Source organism: Streptosporangium sp. 'caverna', assembly GCF_003203775.1.
Lineage (GTDB): Bacteria > Actinomycetota > Actinomycetes > Streptosporangiales > Streptosporangiaceae > Streptosporangium > Streptosporangium subroseum.
In genome coordinates this window covers 6,203,174-6,220,778 of record NZ_CP029711.1, presented here as the reverse complement: position 1 = coordinate 6,220,778, position 17,605 = coordinate 6,203,174, and the positions used below count along the sequence as shown (strand labels likewise).

Here is a 17,605-nt window from a genome sequence, read left to right as displayed (position 1 = left end):
GAAATCGCCTCGGCGTCAACACCAGACCCTGCTAGACCTACAGCCCCTGGAGCCTCTTTTCGTGATTCCAGGGGCTTTGTGGCCTTCTCGGCTGCTGATAACCGTGAGGCTCTCAGCGGCGACTCTGGGGCCTTTTACGGCCTACTGGGCCGCTGCTGCGGCGCGGGACAGCAGCGCCCGCGCCATGGCAACGCCGCGATCCGTCGCATCCGGCCACCGCTGCTCCGGCTGCTGTTCGCCCCGGCATGGTCCGCACAGACCGGCCTGGAGTACCGGCCGCTTGCACTCGTCGCACTCGACCTTCGGCGCCGTCAGGGCAGCGGCAGGCCTGTCGACCTTTGCGGCGGCGCGGGCGTGCGCGTCGCGGAGCTGGTCGTTGCTGAACTGCGTGATGTAGCGGGACCAAGCACCGACAGGGTTTCCACGACCCGCCGCCTCCCTGCCGAGGAGAGCTACGACGGCACGGGCCTGTTCCCGGTCGATGCCGATCTGCCTGTCGACGATGTGCCGCGCCGCGCCTTCGACCGCGAGATCAACGACTGGCGGCGAGGTGGGGGTGGGGTTGTCGAGGTTCTGCCCCTTGGCGATCTCTTCGTCTTCGTGGTGGTGCGGTGCGCTCGTGTCGGTCGGCGAAGAAGAGGAAGAGTAGTTATGAGGAGTAAGAGGAGTAGGGCGGTTCAAATCGAACCGGCTTCCGTGCCAAATCGAACCGCCTTCTCCCTCAGAAGGGGGTCCAGAAAGAACCGGCTTCCCGTCCGTGTCTCCCTCAAAGGCGGTCCGAATCGAACCGCCTTCAGCGTCGCTGTCCACAGAGTTATCCACAGCCAGCGCGAGCGGCAGGAAGCGGAACTTGGCGGTGCTTCCGCTGTGGCCGCTGACTACCTGCTCCAGGACTCCAGCGTCCTTGAGCTTGGTCAGGATCTTCCGCATGTCACGGTCGTTCTTGACCATGGCCCGGCGCAGGATCTTCGGGTCCACGACGCTGTTCCACGTCGTGCGGGTGTTGTCGTTGGCGTCGTCGGCCAAGACCAGCGCAACCAGCTTCTCGCGGTGCGTCAGGGTGTCCGGCGCGAAGTCCATAACCTCGCGGTAAATCGGGTAGCCCATCAGGCGCCCACCACCAAGGGAACCGGGGTGGGCGCGAAGGACGAAACCGTGCGGTTTAAATCGCGGCTGTTACGCTGTTCGTGCATCAGGAGTTAACCCTCCGGTGCCGTGCCTCGGGAGTGTTTGCCGCACTCGCCGGGGCTTTTCTGTTGTGTGGTTGATCTGGTGTGTAACGGGTCCGGCAGCAGGTCGAGGCCAGGTGCTCAGCACCACCAGTGGCGACCACAGAACTTGCTCTCGCCACGGTCACGGTTGCTGTCCCGGTCAGGCACGTTGACGTCCGGCCGAGTGATGGACCTCTTGGGGGTAGGCCGCTTGGTCCCGTACCGAACCCAGATCTTGACCGTCTGGCCAGCGGCCAGCCTGGCGCCCTTCTTCGGCAGCTGCTTCGTGACCTTCTGCTGGCCGACGGCCATCTTGGCGTCCGCTGTCGTGGCCACCAACACCGTGCCCTGGACCGGATTGAAGAGCTTGGCCACTCGTGTCAGCGTCCACCCGGACACGTTCGGCATGGTCTTGTGCTTGGCGTAGAACCGCGCAGCCTCCGGCGGGAGAGCAGGCGTCGGGCTGGCGGCCGTCGTCGTCATTGGGATGGCGGGAACGCTCGCCAGGGAGCGCGGCCGATCGTCGCAGGCGTCGGTCAGGGCGCCCAGGGCGATGAGGGCGATGATTGCCCCGAACAAAATCTTGAGCTTGCTCACGGTCCTCTTCTCAGGTCTTGGGAGATTCTCCCGGACGGGGAAAACGGCTTCGGAGAGTGGTCGCCATTCCGATGGACACCCGCAGGAGAGGGGAGGGTGGCCACTGCCTGTTTCTGCAGGTCACCGGTCCCAGGCCTCTCCCCGGTGTCTGGTCTGCACGGCAGCCCCAAAGAGCTGTTTTTCCAGGTCATGCGGTCTGCACGAGGGTCTACACGTGGTCGACACCGTGCAGACCGACGCTCCGATTGCCGGCTGACACGCTCCGTAGCTCTAGGCCACGGTGGCGAGGTCCCGCCCGGCAGCCATCAGCAGCGCCGGACGTGGTCGAACCAGGCCCGTCGACCGGCGCCGGGTCGGGATGCCCGCACCGTCCAGCAGCGCGGCCACACGCATCTCCGTGGCCTTGCCCGGCGCCAGCCCCATGCGGGACGCGGCCATCACGGCGAGCTCGGAGGCAGGCACCCACTCCGTAGGCCAGGCCTGGACGTCGTCGGCGATCGACTCCAGGAGCGCCAGAGCCTCGTCAGGAACCGGCTCCGGCTCGACCACCAGGGCGGCCACGACGTCGTCAGCCTCCCTGCGTACGTAGACGTCGACCGCGTCCAGCCCAGCAGCGGCCAGCGTCGCACTGTCCAGCAGAGGGCACCGGCCCAGCTCCGCATACCGCTCGGCGCGGGACTGCGCCACGGCGCCCGACATGTAACCCACCTTCATGGGCAGGGCCAGCTCATCCCCGGCACCGGCCACGTAGAACGTCCCGGCATCGTTCGGCTGGTCCTGGCTGGTCGCAGGGGCATACCGGCCCGGGTCCCAGCCGCGCGCCTTCGCCCCGGCGCCGAACAGCAGATCGGCCTGCCAGTCAGCCAGGCCAGGACCAGCCGCGCGGAACGCTACCTGCCCGGCGATGCTGTCCCCGAGTACGTCCTTCTTCGGGTCCTGGGAGGCAAACAGCAGGAAGACGGCCACCTTCCGGCCGATCCGCAGCAGTGTCACGGCCGCCGCCTTCCCGGCCGGGGTCAAGCGCGGGAACTCATCGACAATCACGGCCAGCGCCGGACGCTCCGGCGAGGTCGCCCACGCGTCCCCCATGCCCAGCTTGCGCAGCAGCCGCGTACGCGCCACAGCGATGGCCACGGCATCAGTCAGGGCCCGCTCACAGTCATCCGGATCCAGGGCCACCCGGCCCATGACGGCCGCCTGTGGCGCCTGCCCGACGCCCGAGGGGTCCAGGTCCCAGATGTGGGTGTCCTCGGCCGCGCCCAGGCCGTCAGCGATCAGCCGCAGCATGATGGACTTGCCGCCGCCGGACGCGGCCAGGATCAGGCTGTGCTTGCTGGCGAACGCCGTGAGGACCTGGACACCGTCGAGCCTCTGGCCGAGCCAGATCGGCTGGCGAACGGACCGGTCTACCCCTGCGTAGTCAGGCACGGACGGCATGTCCGCCCACGGGTCCGACTCGACAATCCGAAGGGTGACGCGGGCCCGCCGGTCGCGGTGGGGAGTGACGAGCACACCGGCCTCACGCACGTCCAGGAGCGTTTCCAGGTCAGCAGCGGCCCGGGTAATGTCGCCCGGCTGCCCCTGGCGCATCTGGACCAGGACCTCCCAACCCCACGGGGTAGTGGCGGCCGACAGCGGGCGGACGTTGATCTTCTCGACTGCCAGCGCACGCCGTACGGCCTCCATGGCCACGGCAGGAGTCGAGCAGTCGGCGATAGGGATGGCCGTGAGCAGCCCACCGCCCTCGCGGATGCCGACGTCGGAGCCGTCCCGCACCAGCAGCAGCCGGCGGCGCCGGTCGTGCTCACGCCGGACACTGCCACCGACAGCGGCCAGGCCGAAGAGCCCGACAGCGGGCAGAGCAACTGGGCTGGCCAGGCTGGCGACGGCGGCCACCGCGTCGGCGAGCAGGCCGTTGAGTCCACCGATGAAGGTGACGAGGAACTGGTTCGTGGGCTGCGCGATGTGGACGACCTCGCCAGCGGTCGCGCCCCAGGTCCCGAGCGCGACGGGGAACCTGCCGACCTTCGCCCGGGTGACCCAGGGGAGCGCAGCAGCCTTGGCCACAACACTCGCTCGCCGGGTACGGTCCTGCTGCAGCTTGGTGTACGCCGCCGCGTGCCGCTCGGCCACCTGGCCGCGGTGCGTGCCGCCCTCCCGGAGGTGGGCCAGCTTCGCCCAGTCCCAGGCACGTTCCCAGGTGTGGAGCGGCGTCTTGAGAGCACCGTGCCCGGTCACGCTGGCGGCATAGACCAGGGCGCCCGAATCCTGCGGAGACAGCGGCCGACCGGCGGGGAAATCGGGCCCGTCAACGATCCGGCCCTCGATGACCGTCATGTCATGCGGCTCAGCAGTCGGGGAGGGGAAGGGGGACACAAGGCCGCCGAGGATGCTGCGCTTCACGGTCTGGCGCGGGATGATGGCCATTGGGTTCACTCCTGGTTTCGCAGGTGTTGGACCAAGGCCCCGGCCGGTGTTCGTAGCACCAACCGGGGCCGATTTCGTCAGGGGGTACGGCGCTCGTCGCGGAGCTGTGCGGCGGTTTCCCGCGCGCAGCCGAGCGCTTTCCGGATGGCCTCCGCCGACGGCTTCGCCGGGAGAGCACCGTTCGCGATCAGGATCGTCAGCTCCGTCCGGTGGTCGCCCAGGGAGCGGCCACGCGGAGAGGTCACCGATCGCCTATCCGATTGCTGGTCAGAGGCCGTCGGAGAGACAGACGGGGGGACCCTCCGGGAGACCTTCGGGGAGGGGGTCCGACTGGTCGCCGGGGAGAGGGCAGGGGCAGCCTTCGGGGCGCCGTGATCCAGGGTCGTGAAGGCCGCCAGGATGATGGGCAGGGCGGTCACGATGGCCACCGCAACGACCGGCCCGAGGATGTGGAGCACCAGGGTGGAGAGGCTGAAATCGGCGGCCACGCCGGGCAGGTGCCTCCACGCGTTCATGCCGAGAGTGAGCCCGAGGAACAGCATTTCGATCCGGGTCAAGGTCTTGGACTGGATCGGCTGGCCATGGGTGCCCATGTAGGCCCGAGCGCCGACGACGACCAGCAGGGCCAGAGACATGAAGGGCTCGACCAGCCAGGCGAACACCCAGGCCGGAGACCAGGCCGGGGCACCCTCGGAGGCGAACACCTGGACACCGGCCGTGGACCAGCTCAGCGCGAGCGCCAGCGACACCATGGACGCGCCCACCAGCAGCTTGCGCATCCGCGAGGCCTGCCAGGCGCGCATCATCGGGTCCTGGGCCAGCTCGTGAAGCCGCGCGGCCTCGTGGGCGGCCCGGCGGCGCTTGCGCACCTTGGGGGAGTCGAGCATCAGCGGGGTGTCGTCGTCCTGGAGGTCTGCCAGAAGGTGAGCCTCGGCCACCTCGGCCCTCAGCTGGCGCACGCGCTTGGTCTCGCCGGTCACAGTCGCTGACAGGGCGGTGGTGGCGGGCTGCTCAACCGGCGCATTGGCCGCCAGGAGCGCCTCGGCCTCGCTGATCAGCGCGGAGACGTCCTCCGGCTCGGGGATGCTACTAATGGTCATGGGTCCTCTCCTGGTGTTGCAGGTGGGGGTCAAGGCCCTGAGCAGGTGTTCGAGCACCGGCTTGGGGCCGTTCGCGTTGTCAGGGGAATCTGTGGCCGAGTTCGTCACAACGGCCGTTGAAAGGTTTGTCCCGCTTCGACCCGGGCAGGCCGCTCAGAGACGCCTTAGCGTTCGCCCAGGTCAGGGCCATAACTTGGACACTCATCATTCGAGGGTTTCCCGTGATGGACATAGCACCAGGTAATAGGTACGGCTTCTTCACCGACACCAGCGTCTGCATCGGGTGCAAGGCGTGCGAGGTGGCCTGCAAGGAGTGGAACGACGTGCCCGACGACGGGTTCGTCTTCCGGGCGACCTCCTACGACAACACCGGGAGCCTGGGGGCGAACACCTGGCGTCACGTGGCCTTCATCGAGCAGCAGAGGCCGGTAAGACAGGACGACGGCCAGAGCCGGGCAGGCGGCCAGAGCCAGGGACAGGCCGGCGGTCGGACAAGCGGCCACGACCACGGCCAGGGATCGGCAGGTAACCTGAGCCAGAGTCAGGGACAGGCCGACGTCCCGGGGCCAGACTCGATCGAGCGCTGGCTGATGTCGTCCGACGTGTGCAAGCACTGCACGCATGCCGCGTGCCTGGACGTCTGCCCGACCGGAGCGCTCTTCCGCACCGAGTTCGGCACGGTGGTGGTGCAGGAGGACATCTGCAACGGCTGCGGCTACTGCGTACCGGCCTGTCCCTACGGCGTGATCGACCGCAGGGAGCGCGACGGCCGGGCCTGGAAGTGCACGATGTGCTACGACCGCCAGCTCGGCGGGCTGGAGCCGGCCTGCGCCAAGGCCTGCCCGACCGACTCCATCCAGTTCGGCCCGCTGGACGAGCTACGGCTCCGCGCCGAGGAACGGGTGGAGCGGCTGCACGAGGAGGGCAGGCCGGAGGCCCGGCTCTACGGCGCGAGTCCCGACGACGGCGTGGGCGGAGACGGCGCGTTCTTCCTGCTGCTGGACGAGCCCGAGGTGTACGGCCTGCCGCCCGATCCGGTGGTGACCACCCGCGACCTGCCCACGATGTGGCGGTGGGCCGGAGGCGCCGCGGTCTCCCTGGTCGGCGCCATGGCCGTGTCCTTCCTCGCCGGGGGCATCGTGGAGAAGGTCGGGGCCCGGGGGAGTCACCTCGGCTCCGTCGGGGAGGCTCTCAGGAAGATCGATCGCGGCCGGAGCGGTCACGGGGTCGCTGTCCGGGAGGCTCTCAAGGTGATCGATCGCGGCCGGGCCGGCGTCCGGGGACGGGGGCGTTGATGCGGGAGGACACGATGGTGCCGGAGGCCGAGTTCCGGTCCTACTACGGGCAGCCGGTGATCAAGGCTCCGGTCTGGCACGAACCCCACATGCCGGTCTATCTCTATCTGGGAGGGCTGTCCGGGGCGGCGTCGGTGATGGCCGCCATGGCCGCGCTCACCGGGCGCGACCGCCTCGCGCTCACCGCCAGGGTCACGGCGGCCCTCGGCGCGACCGTCGGCGCCGGCTTCCTGACCGCCGAGCTCGGCAGGCCGGAACGGTTCCTCAACATGCTGCGGGTGTTCAAGCCCACCTCGCCGATGAGCATGGGCTCGTGGATCCTGACCGCCCACAGCGGGCTGGCGGCGATCGCGGCCGCCTCCGCGGTCGCCGCCGCCCTGCCCGCGGCCACTTCCAGGATCACCACCACCCTGCCCGCCGCCTCCGCGATCACCGCACTCCTGCCCGCCGCCGGCGACGCCGCGGTCCTGGCCACCGCGGTGACCGGCTCGCTGATGGCCACCTACACCGCGGTGCTCCTCGCGGACACCGCCGTACCCGCCTGGCACGAGGCACACAGGGAACTGCCGTTCCTGTTCGCGGGGAGCGCCCTGGCCAGCGCGGGCGCGGTGGGCATGCTGGCCACACCCCGCGTCGAGGCGGGCCCGGCCCGTGCCGTCGCCGCGCTGGGGGCCGTCATGGAGACGACCGCCGGGACGGTGATGGAACACCGGCTGGGCCTGGTCGGCGAGCCGTACCAGCTGGGCAGGGCGGGCCGCCTGATGCGGGCGGCCCGCGTCCTCACGGCCGGTGGAGGCGTGCTCGCCACGGTCGCCGGGCGCAGCCGTACCCTCACCGCGCTCTCCGGCCTCGCCCTCACCGCCGGTTCCCTGTGCGTCCGTTTCGGCGCGCTGGAGGCCGGCAGGCTGTCGGCCGCGGATCCGAAGTACACGGTGGTGCCGCAGCGGCAGCGCCTCGAAGCCGGAGAACCCGCCTCGGTCCCGGCGCGGCCATAGGGTGGGCGCTCGCGCCGCCTGTCCGCGCACGGCGCGGGCCGGACCGGGCAGCGAATGTGTGCGCTCGGTCAGCCGAGCCGGTTCTCGTATGTGCGGTACGTGATCAGGACGTTGAGACGGTGCAGGTGGCGTGCCACCTCGCGGAAACCCGCGCGCACGAGATCCTGCGGGAGGTCGTAGCCGGCCAGGGCCGTGATCAGTGACTCCGGCAGGCCGTCCGCGAACGGGTCGGTGCATGCGGCGTAGGTCTCCTCCAGATTCCTCCCGCCGCGCACGGCCGCGCGGACCTCCGCGTCCAGCCGCTCCAGGTAGACGATCAGCTCGGACACGGCGACGGGGCCGTTGCCCACCGGTCCGTGGCCCGGCACGATCGTCTCCAGCTCGGGCAGCGTCGCCCGCATCCGCCGCAGCGACTCGATGTAGGGGACGGGGCCGCCCTGCAGCAGCATCGCCACACCGCCGTGGGAGACGAAGTTGCCGGTCCACGCCGTTCGGGCGGAGGGCACATAGACCACGGTGTCGCCCGGCCCGTTGCCCGGTCCGAAGGAGTGGAGCCGCACGATCTGGCCGCCGCCGAGGTCGATCTCGCAGGAGGAGTCGAAGACGAGATCCGGTGTGCGCCAGGTGGTGACCGCGTCCAGCAGCGCGTCGTCGCCGTACATGCTCTCGGACCGGTTGTTCTTCTCGCGCTGAAGGTCCTTCATGCTGTCCCGGTTCGCACGCGAGGAGACGATCGTGACGGAGGGGGGAAAGCCGATGTTCCCGAATGTGTGGTCGCCGTGGTAGGTGGTGTTGACGAGGTAGCGAACCGGTGCGCCGGTCAGCTCACCGGCGAGCCTCTGCAGCTTCTGGGCGATCTCCGGCGTGATTCCCGCGTCCACGACGAGTGCGGCCTCGGTGCCGAAGATCACGCCGCTGTTGTCCTTCGGCGGCCGGCCGGCCACCAGCCCGTAGGCGCCGGATCCCAGCTCGCGAGGCAGGAACTCCAGTCCGGTCGGGGTGAGGTCGGGTCCGCGGAATCCCTCCGGTCGCTCGGACACCTCTTGCTCGAAGATCTGGTGAGTCGTCATGGATGAAAATTAATCGATCGTTCGATTATTTTCAAGAGATCGTCGCGCTGATAGACATGGGGTATGCACGCAGAAGGACCGATCACGACTCCGGTGCGGCGAGGCCCAGGCCGTCCGCCCAAGGCGGAGGCGGGCGACACCAAGACCGCCCTGCTCCGCTCGGCGCTCAAGCTGTTCGCCAGGCACGGTTACGCCGGCACGTCCATTCGCGCCATCGCCCGCGATGTCGGGCTGAGCGAGAGCGTGCTCTATGCCCATTTCGCCGGGAAGCAGGCGATCTTCGATGCGGCCATGGCTCTGGCCGGCCCGAACGTCACGGTCGTGGCGATCGAGACGCTGGACGCGGAGCTCGCCGACCGCGACCCCGTCTCCTACATCCGGGAGTTCACCGCGGCCGTCCTCGCCGCCTGGGACACACCCGAAGCCCGGCAGCTCGTCAGCCTCGGCGCCCGTGACGGCCTCATGCACGACCCCGTACTGAGCGGCGGCATCGACCACGCCCTCGCCCACCTCGCCACGGTGTGCCGGCGCTGGCTCGACAACGGCCAGGTCCGCGCGGACGTCGGCACGGCCGACGACCTCGCCTTTTCCCTGCTCGCCCCCATCGCGCACGCCAGGATGCTGTGGATGCACGCCGACGCCTCGCCCGAACAGCGCGAAGCCGCGCGCGGTCGCGCCACGCGCCACGCCGCGCTGTTCGCAAGGACCGTGGTGCACACCCGGCCGGCCTGAACGGCGCCGGACGAAAGCCGGATCGCGCCGCACGCCCCAGAGGGCCACACCCCGTATGGAGCTCACGGCGGTTGCCTACGGCTTACCCGTTGTTCAGAGGAGGCCCGCCATAACCACACATCAGCCCGGCTCCGTGCGCCGGCCCTCCAGGACCCATGAACGATCAGGGTTGATCGGCAGCGAGATATGTTCGTGCGTGATCAACCACGTGTCGCTTGACCGTCGGCAGCAAACGGTCGACCGTAGCCACACCGCGCCCCCAAGCCCGTTCTTGCGCGTCCCGGTGTCCAGGTGAAGCATGTGCGCGAACGCGACATCCGCGCTCGTCGTAACGGTCAGGCCGTGTGTTTCCAGGCCGATGGGGCCGTCGTATTCATCGAACCACCGCAAAAAATTGCGGCGGACCTCATCGGATCCCGCAAACCGAAGAGGGGGGACGACATCGTAATAAACGATGTTGGAAGAATAAAGTGACATGAGTCGATCGATGTCCTTTGCCTGGCAGGCATCGACTCGACTCTCCAAGAGCGCCCTAACCTCGGAATCGTTCGAAGTCATCGCATCCTCCGTGTTCAAGAAATCCGACCGCGACCAGCTCGCCTGGAGACGGTCCCTGTGGTCTCGGTGGTCCGACGAGGCGGCTTCTGAAATGTGAGGCGCTTCGACGGTTCCTCGCATTTTGAATCCTCGCCGGCGCCCCGGTGCCGGCCCCGCCGGTGTTCCGGGCCGGATCAGGCGGCGCGGCCGGCCTTGAGCGCGGCGGCGGTCTCGACGACGCGGCGGGCCTGGTGACGGGCCGCTTCCAGGGACACGTCGTTGGGCGGGCCATCGCCGGCCACGTGGGAGGTGCCGTAGGGATTGCCCGACCGGAACTGGACGGGGTCGGTGTAGCCGGGGGGCACGATGACGCCGCCCCAGTGGTAGAACGTGTTCCCCAGTGCCAGGAGGGTGGATTCCTGTCCGCCGTGGGCGGTGTTGGAGGCGGTGAAGGCCGAATACACCTTGCCCGCGAGCTTGCCCTGGTACCACAGGCCACCGGTGGTCTCGATGAACGCCCTGAGCTGACTGGTCGGGTTGCCGAAGCGGGTGGGGGTGCCGAACAGCACCGCGTCGGCCCACTCCAGGTCGTCGAGGGCGGCCTCGGCGACGTCGGCGGTGTCCTGGAGGTGCTGGGCCCAGGCCGGCTTGGCGCCGATCGCCTCCGGTGGAGCCGTTTCGGCGACCTTACGCAGGCGCACGTGGGCGCCGGCCTTCTCCGCGCCCTCCGCGACGGCTTGCGCCAAGGCGTGCACGGTGCCTGTGGCACTGTAATAAATGATCGCGGCGTTCACGGGTTCCATGATCGTTTTCCTTCCTTCGCGTTCGGTTCACCGATACGACGACGCAACCCTCCGGAATGTCAGGTGATTCGCCGGCCTCACAGTTCGGTGCGATATCTCGTCGAACCGGGTGAGGGAAGATGCGACCAAGGAAAGTCGGCGACACCATGACCATCCCATCCGAGCCGGGAGACGACCGGCTCGATCCGAGCCTGAGCGCGATCATGAGCGAGCGGAACCAGCTGACCAATCTCGCCTACCGGCTCCTCGGCTCCCTGGCCGACGCCGAAGATGTCATCCAGGAGACCTACGCCCGCTGGTACGCCATGTCCCCACAGCAGCGGGAGGCCGTCGAATCCCCCGGCGCCTGGCTGACGACCGTGGCCGGCCGCATCTGCCTCGACCTGCTCGGCTCGGCACGGGCCCGCCGCGAGCGCTACGTGGGCCAGTGGATCCCCGAGCCGCTGCCCGACCGTACGGAGTGGGTCGGCGGGCGGTGGGGCGGCGCGGCCGATCCGGCCGACCGGGTCACCCTGGACGAGTCGGTCGGTATGGCCTTCCTGGTCGTGCTCGACTCGATGACCCCGGCCGAGCGCGTCGCGTTCATCCTGCACGACGTCTTCCGCTACTCCTTCGTCGAAGTGGCCGGAATCGTCGGCCGTACCCCGGGGGCCTGCCGCCAGCTGGCCTCCTCGGCCCGCCGCCGCATCCGCGCGTCGCAGGCTCCCGCGATTCCGGTGGCCCAGCGCGCCGACATCGTCGGAGCCTTCAAACGGGCGTGGGAGGCCAAGGACATCGACGCCCTCGTCGGCCTGCTGGCCTCCGACGCCACGGCGACCGGCGACGGCGGCGGCCTCGTCGGCGCCGAGCTCCACCCGGTCGAAGGCGCCGAGCGGGTCGCGCGCTTCTTCGCCGATCGGGCCGGTACGGCGCCCGGCGTGGCGATCCTGGAGTGTACGGTCAACGGTCAGCCCGGTCTGGTGGCCCAGCAAGGTGGCGTCACCGTGTCGGTGCTGGCATTCGACGTCGCGGGCGGCCGGATCAAGCACATCTGGGCGGTGCTCAACCCCGACAAGCTCCGGCTTTGGACGACGGGCACCGGTTCTCCGGGAGGAGACGCAGTGTGACGGTTCCGGGATCGCTCAGCGCAGCCGTAGGGCCGGGCCGTCGAGGGGGATGAGTTCGCCGACGACCGGGGCTCCGGGAACCTCGCCCACCACCAGCAGGCCGCCGGAGGTCTGGGCGTCGGCGAGCAGCAGCAGGTCCTCCTCGCCGAAGCCACCCGGGTCCAGGTGCGGCTCCACCCAGGCCAGGTTGCGGCGGGTTCCGCCGCTGACGTAGCCGTCCCGCACGGCCTCGCGAGCCCCCTCCAGGTACGGCACGGCCGCCACGTCGACCACCGCCGTGACGCCGCTCGCCCTGGCCAGCTTGTACAGGTGACCGAGCAGGCCGAACCCGGTCACGTCCGTGGCGCACCCGGCGCCGGCGGCGAGCGCCGCCCGGGAGGCGTCGCGGTTCAGGGTGGTCATCGCGGCGACGGCCTGCGGGAAGACCTCGCCGGTCGCCTTGTGCCGGGTGTTGAGCACGCCGATGCCGAGCGGCTTGGTGAGGGAGATCGGCAGGCCCGCCCGTCCGCCGTCGATCCGCAGCAGCCGCCCGGGATCGGCCAGGCCGGTGACGGCCATGCCGTACTTGGGCTCGGGATCGTCGACGCTGTGGCCGCCCGCGACGTGGCAGCCCGCGGACCGCGCCACGTCCAGACCGCCGCGCAGCACCTCCTTCGCGAGCTCCAGCGGCAGGACGTCCCGGGGCCAGCCGAGCAGGTTGACCGCCACCAGCGGCTCCCCGCCCACCGCGTAGACATCGGACAGGGCGTTGGCCGCGGCGATCCGCCCCCAGTCGTAGGGGTCGTCCACCACGGGCGTGAAGAAGTCGGCCGTGGCCACGATCGCCCGGCCGCCCTCGATGCGGACCACGGCGGCGTCGTCCCCGTCGTCCAGCCCGATGATCAGTTCGCCGGTGGGGGAGGAGAGGGGAACCCGGCCCTCAACCCCGTCCAGGAGACCCGCGACGACGGCCTCCAGCTCGCCGGGCGGGATCTTGCAGGCGCAGCCGCCTCCGTGTGCGTACTGGGTCAGCCGGACGGCGCCCGGCCCCGATGGGGTGGGGCTCGTCGAGGCGCCCGACTCCGCCGTCGTTCTCGTCATGTCGGATCCTCCCTGGTGGAGAGCGGCGCGCCGCCGTCCGGCCTGCCGACCTCGAGCCCTACCCACTTACGGGCGAGTTCTCTCGCGGAGGTGCCGGGACGCCCGGCGGCGTCGATCGTGGTGCCCCATAGGTCGCCCGGGGTATCTCATGGTCTGCCAAGGTCTGATGTATCGAACCCGGTGCGGTTCGCCCCTCAGGGGGTACCGCCGATGGCACATGCCCGGCACGGGGACTGTCCGCATGTGCACTGCATGATCGCGTTGAGAACATCGTGGTCGTGGTAAAGGCACTGATCTCTGCAGGTGTGGCGCGGAACGAATCCTGCCTGGATTTCGTCGGGCCACGGGTCTTCTCCCTCGCGGCAACGGACGAACTGCTCAGGATCCGCCGCATGCAGTCCGTGCAAGCTTGCCCGGGCCTGGGTCTCCAGCATCCGTGCCTTCACCGCCACGGCCTTGAGCTGAGCGGCGAGGCTGGAGTACCGATCGTCGCCGGTCCGTACGTACGCGGCCCGTAGCGCCATCGCTGCGTTGACCAGAAACCGGCCGGCATCCTGGAGGTCTGTGGTGTGGTGCATTTGTATGCCTGTCACGCTCCGTACCCATACGGCGTCGTGGCTCATTGATCAACCTCTCGAAGCGCTAGGCGTCCGTGCTATCCCGAATTGACCTAGTTTGGTAGCTATATAAGATTTTGGGGTATATAACAGCATAATTATATTTTTGCGTATTTTTGAGTTTCTGCTGAGGTTCGTACTCGGCGGGGCTGAGTTGCCCATTGGCCGAGTGGTGGCGACAGGGCTGCAGAACTTCTCGATGGAGGGAGCGCGAAAGGTCCTTGGTGATCCACCGTTCCGCGCCATCCTCAAGGGCCGTCATCCACGTCGGCGGATTCCCCGGTTCATCCTCGGTTTCACCGGCGACGACCTGACCGACGTGACGGACGGTCGGCCACCCGCCTACGAGATTCCTTTCATACGGAGATGGCTGACCTGCCGGAGGCAGGATGACCGTCCGCTTTCAGGCGGACTGAGCTTTCGCATTCGCTCTGTGGATCAGCCGTGCACATTGGATGGGGAACGGCCTGTCTTTACGCGGCTGCTGGTAGGTTCTCGCGCGGAGGTGTCTGGGCGCCTGGTGGCCCCCGCGGTCTTCAAAACCGACGAGGCCGAGGTTCTCGGCCTGGCGGGTTCGATTCCCGTCCGCCTCCGCTGCACGTTCTACCGGGGAAAATGTCGAGAGTCGGCTTCAGCGGGCGTGAACGGGGTGGCCGGTCCGGGTGAGCGGCTGCTTCCCTGTCGAGTCCGCCACGGCGGCCGGCTGTGTCGGATACTCGGGGGCGCAGCGCGTGCCACGCGGCGGCGTCCTGAGCTCGATCAGATACTTCACGATCTTGTCGTGGGCGCAGACGCTGTTGAGGAACTGGAGATGGCCGACGCCCTCGTACTCGAGCACGACCGACCGCGGGATCTGCCGCGCGGCCGCGTAGGTCCACGCGTTCGGGGTGGCGATGTCATGGCGGGCCGTGACCATCAGGACGGGCGGGTTGCCGCTGATCTTGAGCCGGCGCTGCGGGTTGGACACGGGGCCCTGCCAGTTGAGGCAGCTCACCACGTCGAACCAGAACGGCGAGAGCTTGGTGTGCGGGGCGACCTTTTCGAGCTGCCGCCGATACCGGTCGAGCTGGGAGAAGCTCCTGACGTCCCACGTCCAGTCGGAGCACTGGATGGCGGAGTAGGCGTTGTTGATCACTTCCACCTTGGTGGCGGCCTCGGACCGCAGGGGCGCGTTCCTGGCGAGTGCCCTCAGCCAGCCGGCGGCATCGAACCAGGTGCGCGGGTCGCGCATGTAGTAGGACAGCTCCCGCCGGAGTTCCTCGTCGGAGACCCGGTATCCGTCGGAGTAGGTCAGCTCGCCGGCCGCCGCCTTCGCGTGCAGCCAGTCCCACACGTCGACGACGTTCCGGCCGTACAGCCCGCAGGTCGGGGTCTCGCCGCACCACTTGGCGAAGTCGAGGAAGCTGCCCTCGAAGTTCTCCGCCGAGGCCTTCAGGTACTGCCACGCGGAGGTGATGCTGTGGTCCATGTTGGAGTCGATCGCCATCGCGCGGAGGTTCCCCGGGAACAGCTCGGCGTACTGCTGGCCGACCTGCGTGCCGTAGGAGATCCCGAAGAAGCTGATCTTGCGCTCGCCGAGCGCCACCCGGATCGCGTCGACGTCGCGGGCCGCGTTGGTGGTGTTCACGCTGTCGAACAGCGGGCCGGTCCGTTCACGGCAGTCCTTCGACAGCTCCGCGTTGAACCGCAGGAACGCCTGATACGCGGCCTCGTCGGCCGGATAGGAGTTCGGCGTCCGGTAGACCAGGTCCTCGCTGCACACCACCTGGGTGCTGCGGCCGACGCCGCGTGGGTCGAGGCTGACGAGGTCGAAGTACTGCCGGATCGGATCGCTGTCGGAGATGACGCGGTCGAGGATGAACGAGTCGATTCCCGAACTGCCCGGGCCCCCCGGGTGGACGATCAGCACGCCGATCCGCTTGGCCGGGTCCAGCGCCTTGAGCCGGCCGATCGCCAGGTCAAAGGTCGGCCCGCCCGGCTTCTTCCCGTCGATCGGCACCTTCAGGGTCGCGCACTCGCCTTTGTGGGTGGTGCCGCACTCCGCCCACCGGATCGGCGCGGAGGGAGGCCGTCCCGAAGTGGTGGGCCGCGTGGCGGAGGGCTCCGCGAGGACCGGCGGGGAGAGTGAGATCGTCAGCGCGAGTGTCGCGAGCACAACGGTGAATAATCGCCTCTTCATGCGTTCCTTTCACAGCCATATGCCGGGTGTGAGGGGGGCAGCGGTAGATCAGGAACACGCGTGAATGGCTCCGGCCGCTGCCGCCGGGGGAGTGCCGCGTCGCCGGTTGAGGAGAGGAAAGGAGACGTCCGGATCCGCCTCGCATGCACCTCCCCTTGGGAGAGTCGCTTCGTCGATCCTTGCGATTTATAAAACTAAAAATAATGATATTTATCGATATGGATGATTTTAACGACCAAATCGTTCTGATGTTGATATTTGAGTACTCGAAGGTAGCGCCGCGCAGCGGCGATGGTAATGGTCGCTCCCGGCAGGCTGAAGCTGCGGCGGGGACGATCGAAGTACGTCCGTAAACGGGCCGCAGGGCCAGTGCCCGATCTGGGGCCCTCAGAACCGGCGGCCCGAAATTCTCGGCCTGGCGGGTTCGATTCCCGTCCGCCTCCGCTCTATTTTCGAACTGTGAACTCACGAAGGCACGTGCCGCGCACCGACGTCGTGCTCGCCGATCCGCGGCTGGTCGCGGCGGAGGGGCGGTTGGGCCGGACCGTCGTCAAGGACGCCGTGGCGCAGGCCCAGCGGAGGGTACGGCAGGGCGGGCTCGACCCCGAGGAGGTCGCGGACGCGGCCGTGGCGGCGCTTCCGCCGTACGCCGCGAGCCTGCGAGCAGTGATCAACATGACCGGCGTGCTCGTCCACACCAACCTGGGCCGGGCGCCCCTGTCGGCCGCCGCGACGGAGGCGGCGGTGGCCGCCGCGGGCTTCACCGACGTGGAGTTCGATCTGGACACCGGGGCCAGGGCCCGCCGGGGACGGGGTGCGATGGAGGCCCTCGCGCGGGCCGTCCCCGCCGCCGAGGACGTGCACGTGGTCAACAACAACGCCGCCGCGCTCGTGCTGGTCGCCACCGTGCTCGCCGCGGGACGGGAGATCGTGATCAGCCGGGGTGAGCTGGTCGAGATCGGGGACGGGTTCCGCATTCCCGACCTGCTCGTCTCCACCGGAGCGAGGCTGCGCGAGGTGGGCACCACCAACCGCACCTCGTACGCGGACTACCTGGCGGCGGTCGGGCCGGAGACGGGATTCGTCCTCAAGGTGCACCCGTCCAACTTCCGGGTCGAGGGTTTCACCGGTTCGGTCGAGATCGCGGAGCTCGCGAGGCTCTCGGCGCTCGGCGTGCCCGTCGTGGCCGACATCGGCTCCGGCCTGCTCGCCAGGGAGCCGCTGCTGCCCGGGGAGCCCGACGCGGTGAGCGCGCTCAAGGCCGGGGCCGACCTGGTCACGGCCAGCGGCGACAAGCTGCTCGGCGGGCCGCAGGCAGGTCTGCTGCTCGGCCGCCGTGACCTGGTCGAACGGTGCAGGCGGCATCCGCTCGCCCGTGCGCTGCGGGTGGACAAGCTGACCCTGGCCGCGCTGGAGGCCACCCTGCGCGGTCCCGCCGCCCCGGTCCTGGAGGCGCTGCACGCCGATCCGGGGACGCTGCGCGACCGCGCCGAGGCACTCGCCGCGAAGCTGGTCACGGCCGGAGTCGAGGCGAGAGCCGTGGCGAGCGAGGCGACCGTGGGCGGCGGGGGAGCGCCCGGCGTGACGTTGCCGAGCGCCGCGATCAGCCTGCCCGAGCGGCTCGCCGTACCGCTGCGGACCGGGGCACCCCCGATCGTCGGACGGGTGGAGAGGGGGCGGCTCCTGCTCGACCTGCGGTCCGTCCCCGCCGGCCTGGACGGCGACGTGCTGCGCGCGGTCCTCGGGGTGAGCGGCTGATGCACGTTGTCCTGCGTATGGTTCTCGGGGTGAGCGGCTGATGCACGTCGTCCTGCGTATGGTTCTCGGGGTGGGTGACTGATGCACGTCGTCCTGCG

The 17,605-nt window shown here is 69.2% G+C and carries 15 protein-coding genes and 1 tRNA gene; 6 read left to right on the top strand and 10 right to left on the bottom strand.

The features are described from left to right. Nucleotides 1-141 precede the first annotated feature (141 nt). From DKM19_RS27305 to DKM19_RS27290, 4 genes are all read right to left on the bottom strand, one after another. On the bottom strand, nt 142-1,107 hold the full coding sequence (locus DKM19_RS27305; RefSeq protein WP_110699400.1) for a hypothetical protein: 966 nt from the start codon (nt 1,105-1,107) through the stop codon (nt 142-144). A gap of 203 nt (nt 1,108-1,310) precedes the next feature. Then, nucleotides 1,311-1,808 carry a PASTA domain-containing protein gene (locus DKM19_RS27300; protein WP_110699398.1) on the bottom strand — a complete coding sequence of 166 codons (498 nt, stop codon included), beginning with the start codon at nt 1,806-1,808 and terminating at the stop codon, nt 1,311-1,313. A 270-nt stretch (nt 1,809-2,078) separates the two neighbouring features. Then, nucleotides 2,079-4,235, bottom strand: a complete 2,157-nt coding sequence (locus DKM19_RS27295) for a hypothetical protein (RefSeq protein ID WP_110699396.1) — start codon at nt 4,233-4,235, stop codon at nt 2,079-2,081. A gap of 77 nt (nt 4,236-4,312) precedes the next feature. After that, entirely contained in the window at nt 4,313-5,335 is a 1,023-nt protein-coding gene (locus DKM19_RS27290) for a conjugal transfer protein TraI (protein ID WP_110699394.1), read from the bottom strand. 224 nt (nt 5,336-5,559) lie between these two features. Between DKM19_RS27290 and DKM19_RS27285 the strand changes: the two genes are divergently transcribed. Then, complete coding sequence (locus DKM19_RS27285) at nt 5,560-6,630, top strand: 4Fe-4S dicluster domain-containing protein (RefSeq protein ID WP_110699392.1); 1,071 nt, start codon at nt 5,560-5,562, stop codon at nt 6,628-6,630. Beyond that, complete coding sequence (gene nrfD, locus DKM19_RS27280) at nt 6,630-7,625, top strand: NrfD/PsrC family molybdoenzyme membrane anchor subunit (RefSeq protein WP_239513616.1); 996 nt, start codon at nt 6,630-6,632, stop codon at nt 7,623-7,625. Before DKM19_RS27285 ends, nrfD begins: the two co-directional genes overlap by 1 nt. A 68-nt stretch (nt 7,626-7,693) precedes the next feature. Here nrfD and DKM19_RS27275 read toward each other — a convergent pair whose 3' ends face one another. After that, nucleotides 7,694-8,695, bottom strand: a complete 1,002-nt coding sequence (locus tag DKM19_RS27275) for an MBL fold metallo-hydrolase (RefSeq protein ID WP_110699390.1) — start codon at nt 8,693-8,695, stop codon at nt 7,694-7,696. A 63-nt stretch (nt 8,696-8,758) separates the two neighbouring features. Here DKM19_RS27275 and DKM19_RS27270 point away from each other — a divergent pair, with 63 nt between their 5' ends. After that, a complete protein-coding gene (locus DKM19_RS27270; protein ID WP_110699388.1) occupies nt 8,759-9,427 on the top strand; it encodes a TetR/AcrR family transcriptional regulator in 669 nt (222 codons plus the stop codon). A gap of 120 nt (nt 9,428-9,547) precedes the next feature. Here DKM19_RS27270 and DKM19_RS27265 read toward each other — a convergent pair whose 3' ends face one another. Then, complete coding sequence (locus tag DKM19_RS27265) at nt 9,548-9,985, bottom strand: nuclear transport factor 2 family protein (RefSeq protein WP_110706009.1); 438 nt, start codon at nt 9,983-9,985, stop codon at nt 9,548-9,550. Between the two features lie 173 nt (nt 9,986-10,158). Next, nucleotides 10,159-10,767, bottom strand: coding sequence for an NAD(P)H:quinone oxidoreductase (gene wrbA, locus DKM19_RS27260; RefSeq protein ID WP_204358259.1), 609 nt, complete (start codon nt 10,765-10,767; stop codon nt 10,159-10,161). A gap of 146 nt (nt 10,768-10,913) precedes the next feature. On the opposite strand from wrbA, the gene sigJ reads away from it, so the two are divergent. Further along, the gene (sigJ, locus tag DKM19_RS27255; protein WP_110699384.1) at nt 10,914-11,873 is read left to right on the top strand and encodes an RNA polymerase sigma factor SigJ; all 960 of its coding nucleotides are present in this window, start codon (nt 10,914-10,916) and stop codon (nt 11,871-11,873) included. A 15-nt stretch (nt 11,874-11,888) separates the two neighbouring features. Here sigJ and selD read toward each other — a convergent pair whose 3' ends face one another. Both selD and DKM19_RS27245 read right to left on the bottom strand, forming a co-directional pair. Beyond that, a complete protein-coding gene (selD, locus tag DKM19_RS27250) occupies nt 11,889-12,953 on the bottom strand; it encodes a selenide, water dikinase SelD (protein WP_110699382.1) in 1,065 nt (354 codons plus the stop codon). A gap of 194 nt (nt 12,954-13,147) precedes the next feature. Continuing rightward, nucleotides 13,148-13,576 carry a hypothetical protein gene (locus DKM19_RS27245; protein ID WP_110699380.1) on the bottom strand — a complete coding sequence of 143 codons (429 nt, stop codon included), beginning with the start codon at nt 13,574-13,576 and terminating at the stop codon, nt 13,148-13,150. A 495-nt stretch (nt 13,577-14,071) separates the two neighbouring features. Here DKM19_RS27245 and DKM19_RS49815 point away from each other — a divergent pair. Further along, nucleotides 14,072-14,166: transfer RNA gene (locus tag DKM19_RS49815), tRNA-Sec, on the top strand. Nucleotides 14,167-14,201: 35 nt separating this feature from the next. Here the strand turns inward: DKM19_RS49815 and DKM19_RS27235 are convergent. Further along, the gene (locus tag DKM19_RS27235) at nt 14,202-15,749 is read right to left on the bottom strand and encodes an alpha/beta fold hydrolase (RefSeq protein WP_110699376.1); all 1,548 of its coding nucleotides are present in this window, start codon (nt 15,747-15,749) and stop codon (nt 14,202-14,204) included. 477 nt (nt 15,750-16,226) lie between these two features. Between DKM19_RS27235 and selA the strand changes: the two genes are divergently transcribed. After that, on the top strand, nt 16,227-17,507 hold the full coding sequence (gene selA / locus DKM19_RS27230; RefSeq protein WP_239513615.1) for an L-seryl-tRNA(Sec) selenium transferase: 1,281 nt from the start codon (nt 16,227-16,229) through the stop codon (nt 17,505-17,507). Nucleotides 17,508-17,605 lie beyond the last annotated feature (98 nt).